Raw genomic sequence first — 11192 nt, 5'->3', positions numbered from 1 at the left:
GCCCGAAGGGGCGCCCCAAAACGCGCCCGAGTAGGCGCAAAGCACAGCCGTAGCTCGGGCTACGGCGCGCATTTGCAACGCCCTCGGGCGTGTTTTGGGGCGTCAAAGCGGGCATGACCAATTCCCTCTCAGCCTCTCAGCCCCGTCGGGCCAACATCTGTTCGAGTTCGCCCAGAAGCAGCGGCAGGCGGCTGCGCAGAGCATCGTCACCCTCGGTCAACTCCGCCGAAATCTCCTGCTGCAACAGGCAGACCGACATGTGCACGAATGCGTTGTCGAGCGCCCGACGAACCGCCGAGAACTGCTGCGCCACCTTGCCGCAATCCTCCCCGCGCTCGATCATCCCCTGGATGCCGCGCAGCTGCCCTTCGGCCCGGCGCAAGCGGTTGAGCAAGTCGTGGCGGACATCGGGCGAATCCAGCCCCCCAGGCGCAGCCGCGTGCACCGCGCCGCCGGCATTCAAAGACCCCGTCCGTTCAAGCTGTGCCGCCATGACCCATCAGGACTGAGCCGGCGCGACCTGCATCGACGCCACGGGCTCGGGTGCCAACAGGCTGCCTTCCCGCAAGCCTTTGACCGTGGCCAGGATCAACCACACGATCACCAAGGTCGCCAAGGCAAGGCTCAGCAACACCACGGTCTGGAACGAGCCCGAGGCATGCGCGGTCAGCCGCAGGCCGAGTGCGGCGAAGGCCGCCAGCGGGAACGACAGGCCCCAGAACATCAAACCAAACGGCTGATCGAGCATGCGCCGCACGGTGGTGGCCGACCAGAGCAAGAAAAACAGCGCGATGCCCCAGGCCATCCAGGCCCAAATCGGTGGGGCGCCGAATTGCAAGGCGTCCAAGCCGATGACCGCAGGCGGCGCCACCGTGATGAAGGTGGTCGGCAGCAAACGCTCTGGCCAAATGCCGCTGACCGCGAGCCGCACCACGAGCAGGCTCAACACCACTGGCCACAAGAACAGGCCCACGCCAAACTGCAGTTGTGCCCAGGTTCCGAAACCCAAGGCCGGACCGGCCAGGCCTGTCACCACGTTGCCGACCACCGGCACGAACAAAGCGGGCGTCACCCCCGCCCAGAAAGCCGGCCCCGACACACCGGGCCGCAGCCAGCGCCCGAGCACCCACACCGTGACCGCGAACTGCCAGGCCGAGCCCAGCGCCCACAGCCCGCCGAGCAACGGATCGGGCCCGATCAAGGCCGTGCCGACGGTTGCGAGCAAGATGAGCGACACCGGCATCGCCGCCACCATGACATGCCGCACCGGGTGTTTGAGGTCTTCCGCCCAGGCCTGCGGGTAGCGGCGCCAGCGTATGAAGGACAAGACGGCCAGCACCACAGCGACGGTGGCCGCAAGCCCCGCGAGCACCAGCGCCCCGGCGCCGGCGAGCTCACCAAACAGCGGCGCCGCGCGCAGCCAGGCGAGCGCCAGACCACACAGGCCCATCACCAGGACGAACCAACCGGGGGCGAGAAACTTGAGCGGGGTGCTGGAGGTATTCATGCCATGGAACCTAGGAATTGAAGATCGTGCCGATCACCGCCGATCATTGGAGCTTCACACCTTCACTGTCGAAAACTTCAACCTCGATCGGCACCGCCTGCCCGATGGTCTGCGCCACAGTGCAAAAGGCTTCGAACTGCGCCAGCACCCGGTCGAGATGTTCGAGCGAGGCCGCAGGCACCCCGAGCGTGATCGCCGCGTGCATGGCCTGCACGCGAAGCCTGCCCTGTTCGTTGCGTCCAATCTCGGCACGCATCCGGCAGCGGATCGGCTCGGGCGCCTGTTTGAACTTGCGCAGCGCAAACAGCAAGGAGTCGCACAGACAGTTGCCCGCGGCTGCGCACAGCAGCTGCACCGGCGTCGGGCCGAGGCCGGTGCCGAGTGGCACCGACTCGTCGGTCGTCAGCACGGGCACCGAACCGCCAAAGTCCACATCGAAGCGGTAGTCCTGCCGCTGGCTCAGCGTGATTTCGACGGTTTTTTCAGCCATGGTGCGCTCCAGGGTGCCGATCAGGCGCCGCAGCCTTTGCCTTCGGGCACGCCGAGCTTCTTGAGGATGCTCGCAAGCGGGCAGAAGTTCGTGAACCCGAACTGGAACAGGTTCAGGCCCACGAAGGCCGTGAACGCGAGCGCCCACTTGCTCACGAACAAGGGGCTGCCCTCCACGCCGAGCGCGAGCGAGATCAGGATGAACAGGCCAGCAAAGATGCGGATGTAGCGTTCGACGGTCATGATGGAACTCCTGGGTTGAGACAAAGATTAGGGCAACGCTGAACAAGTCCCTCGCGCGCCGCGCATCCCGGCGGCGGGCGGTCTGCGTCGTTGCAAATCCTCGCCATAGCTGCGGCTATGGCTGCGGTTTGCGCCTCGCATCCCATCCCGCAGCCGGGCGCGCGCCATCACGGGAACTGATTCAGCGTTGCCTTAGTGTTTTTCATGCAGACGCACGATACCGAGCGCCTTGAGCACGTATTTCTCGTAAACCGGCTCGGAATTGCCGGTCTTCATCTTGCGCATGAAATACTTCTCGAAGGCAATCTTGGCCAAGTGCACCCACTTGCCCTTCTTGAACCAGTTCACGTTGCGCGGCGGGATTTGCGGCAGCGTCACGAACGCGGCCCCTTCGTCGCCCATGTCGGCCAGGCAGATCGCATTCCAGGTGCCCTTGGCCGTCGCGGGCTTGCCTGCCAGCTCATCGGCGATGTTGTGGCAAATGGCGGTCACCATGGTTTCGATCATGTAGCCGGTCTTGGGTGCACCGGTGGCTACCGGCGTGACTTCGACCGGCGGAATGGCCACGCACACGCCGGCCGAGAAGATGTTGCGGTACTTCTTGCTGCGCTGATACTCATCGATCAAGACGAAGCCGCGCGGGTTGCACAGTTCGGGCACCGCGGCCACTGCATCGACGCCCTTGAACGCGGGCAGCATCATCGAGAGCTTGAACGGCACCTCGTGTTCCTTGACGACGTTGCCGTTGTCATCGAGCTGCGTGGTGTAGAGCTTGCCCGCTTCGACCTTGGTGGTCTTGGCGTTGGTGATCCACTTGATGTCGTGGTTGCGCATCTCGGACTCCATGAGCGACTTGGAGTCACCCACGCCGCCGAGCCCCAAGTGGCCGATGTAAGGCTCACTCGTGACGAAGGTCATCGGCACCTTGTGGCGGAGCTTGCGCTTGCGCAGGTCGGCGTCGACGATGAAGGCAAATTCGTAGGCCGGGCCAAAGCAGCTGGCCCCGGGCATGGCGCCGATGACGATGGGGCCGGGGTTCTTCAAAAACTCCTGGTAGTCGCGCCAGAAGGCCTCGGCATGATCGACCGTGCACACCGAGTGCGTGTGGCCGCCGTGCGGGCCAGCCCCGGGCACCTCGTCGAAGCTGAGCTTTGGCCCGGTGGTGATGACGAGATAGTCGTAAGCGAGTTCTTGCTCATCGGGCGTGCCACCGGCGAGCACGAGCTTGTTGCCCTCGGCGTCGATCTTCGTGACCGTCTTGGCGATGAAGTGGATTCCCTTGCGCTCGAGCAGCGGGCGGATTTGCAGAATGATCTCCTCGCGCTTGCGCCAGCCCACCGCAATCCACGGGTTCGAAGGCACGAACTGAAAGTAGTCCAGGGCGCTGACCACCGTGACGGTGTGCTCCTTGGAAAGGATTGCGCGCATCTCGTAGGCAGCGGGCATGCCGCCGATGCCAGCACCCATGATGACGATGTGGGCCATTGTTGTCTCCTGTCGTTGAGTCAAGGTTGAAAAAACATGGCGGGGCTCGCTCGGTCTGGTGCGGATTCAGCTTGCGCCATGGCGACGCCGGTACATCGCGAAATAAAGCACCGGAATGACCACCAGCGTGAGCAAGGTGGATACGAAAATGCCAAAAATCAGTGAGATGGCGAGGCCGTTGAAGATCGGGTCATCGAGGATGAAGAAGGCCCCGATCATCGCGGCGAGCCCGGTGAGCGCGATCGGCTGCGCACGCACCGAAGCCGAGTTGATCACCGCCTGCGCAAACGGCACGCCCTGCGCGACCTGCAGGTCGATGAAGTCCACCAGCAAAATCGAGTTGCGCACGATGATACCGGCGAGCGCGATCATCCCAATCATGCTGGTAGCCGTGAACTGCGCCCCGAGCAAGGCGTGTCCCGGCATGACGCCGATCATGGTCAAGGGAATCGGCGCCATGATGACGAGCGGCGTCAAATAGCTCTTGAACTGCGCGACCACCAGCAGATAGATCAGCACCAGCCCCACCGCATAGGCCGCGCCCATGTCGCGGAAGGTTTCATACGTGATCTGCCACTCGCCGTCCCACTTGATCGCGTACTCGCGGAAGGTGTCGGCCGGCTGGCGGATCCAGTATTCGCCCAGCGGCCCAGCGTTGGGCAGTTGTGCCGCCGCCAGATGGGGGCGAATCGCAAACAGGCCGTAGAGCGGCGAGTCGAGCCGTCCGGCCATGTCGCCGATGACGTAGCTGACGGGCTTGAGGTCCTTGGTGTAGAGCGGCTTGTCGATCACGCCCCGATCCACGCGCACGAGCTCGGACAGCGGCACCATTTTCCCGTTGGCTGCCTTCATGGGCAGAGCGAGCAAACTGTCGAGTCCGACCTGATCCGCCAGCGGCAGCCGCAGCGTCACCGGCACCGGATATTTCGATTGACCATCGTGCAAATAGGCGGCGTCGACCCCGGACAAAGCCGCGTAGACGGTGCGCGCCACCGCTTCGACCGGGATCCCCAGCGACTCGGCGCGCTGGCGCCGCACGGTGATGTGGGCACGGGGCGCGTCTTCCTTCAGCGTGGTGTCGATGCCGACGATGTCGGGCGTCTGCGCAAAAGCTTCGCGGGCGATGCGCTCGGCGAGCGCTTGCCGGCCGGCTTCATCAGGCCCGTAGACCTCGGCGACCAGCGGACTCATCACCGGCGGGCCGGGCGGCACTTCGACGACCTTGATGCGCGCATGGTGGCGCGCGCCGATGCGCTCGAGCTCGGGGCGCAAGCGCTGCGCGATCGCATGGCTCTTTTCGCTGCGATGGTGCTTGTCGACCAGGTTGACCTGAAGGTCCCCCTGCTCTGCGTCGGCGCGGAAATAGTATTGGCGCACGAGACCGTTGAAGGTGATCGGGCTTGCGGTGCCGGCATAGGCCTGCAGATCGACCACCTCGGGCTGCTGTGCCAGGAAGCTGCCCAGGTCGCGCAGGGCCGCTGCAGTGTCCTCGAGCGGCGTGCCCGCCGGCATGTCGACGACGACCTGGAACTCGCTCTTGTTGTCGAAGGGCAGCATCTTCAGCACCACCCACTGCACGACCGCCAGGCCAGCTGAGAGCATCAGCGCGACCAGGATGCCCGCGAGCATCAGCCAGCGTTTGCGCGCGCTCTCCAAAAAGGGCGTCAGCACGCGCGTGAAGAAGCGCTGCAGCATCGGGCCCAAGCCCTTGGGGTTGTCCGCGTGGGCACCCGACGCATGGCTCTGGAGCAGGCTACGCGCGAGCCAAGGCGTGACGCTGAAGGCGATCAGCAGCGAAATCGCCATGCCCATGCTGGCATTGATCGGGATGGGGCTCATGTACGGCCCCATGAGGCCGCTGACGAACGCCATCGGCAAGAGGGCTGCAATCACGGTCAGCGTCGCGAGGATGGTGGGGCCACCGACCTCGTCGACCGCAGCCGGGATGATCTCGGCCAGCGGCTTGTGCGGATCGAGTTGCTGATGCCGATGGATGTTTTCGACGACGACGATGGCGTCATCGACCAAGATGCCGATGGAGAAAATCAGCGCAAACAGCGACACTCGGTTCAGCGTGAAGCCCCAGGCCCAGCTGGCAAACAGCGTCGCCATCAGCGTGAGGATGACCGCCGCACCGACGATCACCGCCTCGCGCCGGCCCAGCGCCAGACCGACGAGCAAAATCACCGAGCCGGTCGCAAACGCCAGCTTCTGGATCAGCTTGTTGGCCTTCTCCGCGGCCGTCACCCCGTAGTCTCGGCTGACGGTCACTTCGATGTTCGAAGGAATGACGGTGTTTCGTAGCGCATCCATGCGCTCGCGTGCCGCGCGTGCCACGTCGACCGCGTTTTCGCCGGGCTTCTTGGTCACCGTAATCGTGACCGCAGGATAGACACCGCCGGGCTGCAGCGCCGCGGTGCTTGCGGCCCCTTCCGAGGCGGCACCCACGGCCGCTTGGCCTGGGGTGTGCCAGACATAACGCTGGGGCAGTTGCGCGCCGGTTTCGATCTTGGCGACCTCGCGCAGGTACACGGGCTTGCCCTCGTGGACGCCGACGACCAGCGAGCCGATCTCTTGCTCGTTGCTGAGGAACTCGCCGGTTTCGACGCTCAGCATCTGCGGTTTGTTGGGCGCACTCGGGTCGATCACGGCGCCCGAGGGCATGCCGAAGTTGGCCGCCGAGAGGATTTGCTTGAGTGTGAGCACGTCGATGCCCCGCTCACGCAGCCGCGTCGGGTCGAGCCACACATGAACCGCGCGTCCCGGCCCGCCGATGGTCTGCACCTCGCGCGTGCCTTTGACGGACTTGAGCTCGAGTTCGACCGTGCGCGCCACTTGCTCGAGATCGACCGCTGCCGTGGCGTCACGACTCCACAGGGTCAGCGCCAGCACCGGAACGTCGTCGATGCCCTTGGGCTTGATGATGGGGGCGAGCGTGCCGAGGTCACGCGGCAGCCAATCCTGGTTGGCGTTGAGCACGTCATAGAGCCGCACCAGCGCTTCGGTGCGCGGCACGCCGACTTTGAACTGCACCGTCAACACCGCCAGGCCCGGCCGCGCCACCGAATAGGTGTGTTCGATGCCCGCGATCTGCGCCAGCACCTGCTCGGCCGGGCGTGCCACCATGTTCTGCACGTCGGTGCTGCTGGCCCCGGGGAAGGGGATCAGCACGTTGGCCATGGTCACGTTGATCTGCGGCTCCTCTTCACGCGGCGTAACGAGGATCGCAAACAGCCCCAGCAACAAGGCCACCAGCGCGAGCAGCGGCGTAATCGCGTTGGCCTGGAACAACGCGGCCATGCGCCCCGAAATACCCAGGGACTGCGGCGCGACGACGGGCGAGGAGGACGGATGTTCGTTCATGGCGGATCGAAGCTCGCTCAACGGGCTGCGGCAGCCGCGGCGGGACGCGCACCTGCGAGCCCTGCGCGGACGGGATCGAGCGCCACCCGGTCGTCACGGCCGAGGCCGGCGAGCACTTCGATACCCGCGGCCCCATGGTCCGCGCCCAGCCGCACGGCTTTGAGCATGAAGCCCTGCTCCGTCGCGGTGTAGACGCCCGTCAGTTCCCCCCGGCGCAAAACCGCCTGCGCGGGAATGACCAGACGTTCGGCGCTGCCGCCGACGAAGCGCACCCGCACCTGCTGCCCCGGCACGACCGCCGAGGCGGCCGCATCGGGCAGATCGAGCCGCCATTCGACCGTTTGCGCGACCGGATCCGCCGCGGGCAAAGCCGTGCGGCTGGTCGGCTCGATCCACGAGGCCGCGCCGCCTTTGGCCGTCGGCACTTGCACCTCGACCCGCGTGGCGCTGCGCGCCACCGCATCGAGCGAAGCGGGCACCTGCACCACGGCCCGCAGCGGGCGCGGCGCATACAAAACCAGCAACGGCCGCCCGGGAGCCGCGAGGTCGCCCGGATCGGCCAAGGTCTGCAGCACCCAGCCCTCATAAGGCGCCGTCACCCGCGTGTAGCCCTGGGCAAGACCGGCCTGCCGCAAGGCCGCGGCCGCCTGGTCGCGCCCGGCGAGGGCGGCTTTGTATTGCGCTTCGGCGGAGTCGAGCGCCGCCTGGCTCACGAAGCCCTTTTGGCGCAGCTCGGTGGTGCGGTCGAATTGGGCCTTGGCGTTGCGCAAATCGGCCTCGGCCTGCGCAACCTGCGCCTGGCTGCGCTGGACCCCGGTTTGCGTCTCGCGGTCGTCGATGGTGGCCAGCACCTGCCCCGCCTTCACCCGATCCCCAGCCTTGACGAGCAGCGCCACGACGCGGCCCGCAGCCTGCGCCGCGATGGTGCTCTGACGCACGGGCTGGATGACGGCGTCGTATTCGATCCCGGTGGCCACTGGCTGCGGACGGACCTGAACGACTGGCACCTCGATGGCCGTAGCCGCCGCGGGCGCAGCCCACGCCCAAGGTGCCGCGGCCAGCGCCAACAGCACCGCAGAAAGCCGACGAACAGAAAACACGGACGGACGCATGAAACCTCCACTCTGAAGTTGTGGATGATAAATACCCCCTGGGGTATATGTCAACCGCCCCCCGGGTTTCCCCGGCTAGCGAACCCAAACCGTCGCGTCAGGCCGGGCGCCGGGTGACGCCCGCCCTTTCAACCGCCCCTGATGCGTCCGTGGACCAACGATCGCGCTGGAGACCAGACGAAGGCTCTAAAAGGGTTTTGGATATCCTAGAACGGAATGTCGTCGTCGAGGTCGTCGAAACCGCTGCTGGGTTTGGGGGCGGCGGCCGGTGCCGGGGCGCGGGGTGCGGCGGCCGGGGCGCTGCGGCTCGGGGGTGGGGCGCGGCGCGGCGCGGCATCGCCGCCTTCGTCGCCCGGCTGGCCCATGCCCTCGCGGCCGCCGAGCAACTGCAGCTCGGTTGCGATGATGTCGACGGTGTTGCGCTCGACGCCCGATTGATCCGTGTATTTGCCGTATTTGAGCCGCCCCTCGACGTAGATGGGACGGCCCTTGCGCACGTATTCGCCGGCGATTTCGGCGAGGCGGTCATAGAAAGTCACGCGGTGCCACTGCGTGTCTTCGACGGTTTCGCCGGTGTTTTTGTCTTTGCGGCGGCTCGAGGTGGCGACACTGACGGTGGCGACGGCCTGGCCCGAGGGCATGTAACGAACCTCGGGGTCGCGGCCGCAATTGCCCACGAGGATGACTTTATTGACCGATGCCATGGAACACTTCCTCCTATGCGTAGGGCCTGATTATTGCGCCTAGCCCGTGCCGGCCGCGCAAGGGACTGGTTCAGCGTTGCCTTATGCCTTTGGCCCCGCCGGTACACGCCCCGGCAGGTCCATGCTCCAGGCCAGAGCCAGCCACAGCGCCATGGCGGCCGCGCCGGCGAGCAGTACCGCGCCCAAACCCCAGCTTTTCGCGAGCTGGCCACCGAGCGCGCCGCCGGCAAAGAGACCAAGGGATTGCAGCGTGTTGTAGAGACCCAGGGCCGCGCCGCGCATGTGTGGCGGGGCAATCCGGGAGACGAGGCTGGGCTGCGACGCCTCGAGCACGTTGAAGCCGCAGAAGAACACGAACAGCATCAGGCCGATGTGGGCGATGTCGGGCCGATCGGCGCCGAACCACAGGCCGAGTTGCGACGCCCCGATGAGTACGATGGCGCCCAGGAACGCGAGCCGCAGCCGCCCGCGGCGCTCGAGCGGAAACAACGTGCCGCCCATGACGACGAAAGAGGCCAGCACGGCCGGCAGATAAACCTGCCAGTGATGATCTTTGGTCAAACCCGCTTGGACCAGCAGCGCGGGCACGGCCACCCACATGGCGATTTGGACGGCATGCAGGATGAACACGCCCGCATTGAGGCGCAGCAGCGCCGGATGGCGCAAGGCGACGAGGACGCCCTCGCGTGCGGCGCTCGCCGGGGCGCGCGCCGGCTCGGGCGGCACACCCCAGAGCACCACGGCCACGCCGGCGAGCGCCAGCACGGCGATGAGCACGAACAAGCCCGACAGATGCAACCACGCGGCGAGCACGGGCGCGATGACGAGCGAGAGCGCGAACATGAGGCCGATGCTCGCGCCGATGACGGCCATGGCCTTGGTGCGCACTGAGTCGCGCGTGAGGTCGGCGAGCAGCGCCGTGACGGCAGCTGAAATCGCGCCCGCGCCTTGCAAGGCGCGGCCGAAAATCAGCCCTTCGACGCTGCTGGCGGCCGCGGCGATCAAACTGCCCGCCGCAAACACGAGCAGGCCCAGCACGATGACGCGCTTGCGGCCCAAGCGGTCGGACGCGAGGCCCAGCGGCAACTGGAACACGGCTTGCGTGAGGCCATAAATCCCCATGGCCAGGCCGACGCGCGCGGCGTCGTCACCGCCCGCATAGCCGCGTGCTTCGAGCGCGAACACGGGCAGAACCAGGAACATGCCCAACATGCGCAGCGCAAAGATCGACGCGAGCGACGCGGTGGCGCGCCGTTCGGTGGGCGTCATGGACGACGCTGCGCTCGGGGCAGTCGAGGGAGAAACAGCAGTCTCAGACATAGGACAAGAGCCGGAATCGGCAGCGGACACAAAGTAGCGATTCTCCAACATGCGCCCACCCTTTGCCCGCGCGGGCTGTCCGGGGTGCGTTGTCCGAAGAGGGGCTGGCCGCCGATAATGCGTGGTTTTCCCCGCGAGAGCCCGCCTTGACCGAGCCCCGTTCGCCCGATTCCACGCCGCCCCACGACGGGGGTGCGGCGGCTGCGCCGTGCATCCGCATCCGCGGCGCGCGCACGCACAACCTCAAGAACATCGACCTCGACATTCCGCGGCATCGCTTGGTGGTGGTGACGGGTTTGTCGGGTTCGGGCAAGTCGAGCCTGGCCTTTGACACGCTGTATGCCGAGGGCCAGCGGCGCTACGTGGAGAGCCTTTCGGCCTACGCGCGGCAGTTTCTCGAGCGCATGGACAAGCCCGATGTCGATTTGATCGAGGGGCTCTCGCCGGCGATTGCGATCGAGCAAAAGGCGACCAGCCACAACCCGCGCTCCACGGTCGGCACGGTCACCGAGATTCACGATTACCTGCGCCTATTGTGGGCGCGCGCCGGCACGCCTCATTGCCCCGAGCACGGCGTGCCGCTGGCCGCCCAGACCGTGAGCCAGATGGTCGATGCGGTGCTGGCGCTGCCCGAGGGCAGCCGGGTGATGATCCTCGCGCCGCTGCTGCGCCAGCGCAAGGGCGAGCATGGCGCGCTGGTCGCGCAGATGCAGGCGCGCGGCTATGTGCGCTTCCGGCTCGATGGGACGGTGCTCGAAGCCGATTCGCTGCCGGCGTTCAAGGCGGGCGAGCGGCATGACCTCGACGTGGTGATCGACCGCGTGAAGGTGCGCTGCGGCGACCCCGACCTGCGCCAGCGCCTGGCCGAGCGCTTCGAGACGGCGCTGGGCTTGGCCGAGGGCCGCGCGCTGGCGCTGGAGATGGACAGCGGCTGCGAACACGCCTTCAACGCGCGCTATGCCTGCCCGG

At 66.5% G+C, this 11192-nt stretch carries 9 protein-coding genes and 1 pseudogene; 1 reads left to right on the top strand and 9 read right to left on the bottom strand.

Features of this window, described 5'->3' with window-relative positions; genetic code table 11:
- Window positions 1–136 precede the first annotated feature (136 nt).
- The 9 genes from JHC36_RS09015 to JHC36_RS08975 form a co-directional block, all read right to left on the bottom strand.
- The gene (locus tag JHC36_RS09015) at window positions 137–493 is read right to left on the bottom strand and encodes a metal-sensing transcriptional repressor (protein ID WP_287918377.1); all 357 of its coding nucleotides are present in this window, start codon (window positions 491–493) and stop codon (window positions 137–139) included.
- Between the two features lie 6 nt (window positions 494–499).
- The gene (locus JHC36_RS09010) at window positions 500–1507 is read right to left on the bottom strand and encodes an SLAC1 family transporter (RefSeq protein ID WP_287918376.1); all 1008 of its coding nucleotides are present in this window, start codon (window positions 1505–1507) and stop codon (window positions 500–502) included.
- A 43-nt stretch (window positions 1508–1550) separates the two neighbouring features.
- Window positions 1551–1997 carry an OsmC family protein gene (locus JHC36_RS09005; RefSeq protein WP_287918374.1) on the bottom strand — a complete coding sequence of 149 codons (447 nt, stop codon included), beginning with the start codon at window positions 1995–1997 and terminating at the stop codon, window positions 1551–1553.
- Window positions 1998–2017: 20 nt separating this feature from the next.
- A complete protein-coding gene (locus tag JHC36_RS09000) occupies window positions 2018–2239 on the bottom strand; it encodes a YgaP family membrane protein (protein ID WP_124224208.1) in 222 nt (73 codons plus the stop codon).
- Between the two features lie 192 nt (window positions 2240–2431).
- Complete coding sequence (locus tag JHC36_RS08995; RefSeq protein ID WP_287918372.1) at window positions 2432–3724, bottom strand: NAD(P)/FAD-dependent oxidoreductase; 1293 nt, start codon at window positions 3722–3724, stop codon at window positions 2432–2434.
- A gap of 66 nt (window positions 3725–3790) precedes the next feature.
- Window positions 3791–7087 carry an efflux RND transporter permease subunit gene (locus JHC36_RS08990; protein ID WP_287918371.1) on the bottom strand — a complete coding sequence of 1099 codons (3297 nt, stop codon included), beginning with the start codon at window positions 7085–7087 and terminating at the stop codon, window positions 3791–3793.
- A 17-nt stretch (window positions 7088–7104) separates the two neighbouring features.
- On the bottom strand, window positions 7105–8187 hold the full coding sequence (locus tag JHC36_RS08985) for an efflux RND transporter periplasmic adaptor subunit (protein ID WP_287918369.1): 1083 nt from the start codon (window positions 8185–8187) through the stop codon (window positions 7105–7107).
- 218 nt (window positions 8188–8405) lie between these two features.
- Complete coding sequence (gene ssb / locus JHC36_RS08980) at window positions 8406–8903, bottom strand: single-stranded DNA-binding protein (protein WP_124224216.1); 498 nt, start codon at window positions 8901–8903, stop codon at window positions 8406–8408.
- Between the two features lie 81 nt (window positions 8904–8984).
- Window positions 8985–10172: an MFS transporter gene (locus JHC36_RS08975; RefSeq protein ID WP_287918367.1), complete on the bottom strand. Its 1188-nt coding sequence runs from the start codon at window positions 10170–10172 to the stop codon at window positions 8985–8987.
- A 197-nt stretch (window positions 10173–10369) separates the two neighbouring features.
- On the opposite strand from JHC36_RS08975, the pseudogene JHC36_RS08970 reads away from it, so the two are divergent.
- Window positions 10370–11192 (top strand): annotated as a pseudogene (locus JHC36_RS08970) (excinuclease ABC subunit UvrA); the annotation flags it as partial.

This window comes from Tibeticola sp. (assembly GCF_022759015.1).
Classification (GTDB): Bacteria; Pseudomonadota; Gammaproteobacteria; order Burkholderiales; family Burkholderiaceae_C; genus Tibeticola; species Tibeticola sediminis.
This window is presented reverse-complemented; position numbering and strand designations above follow the sequence as displayed.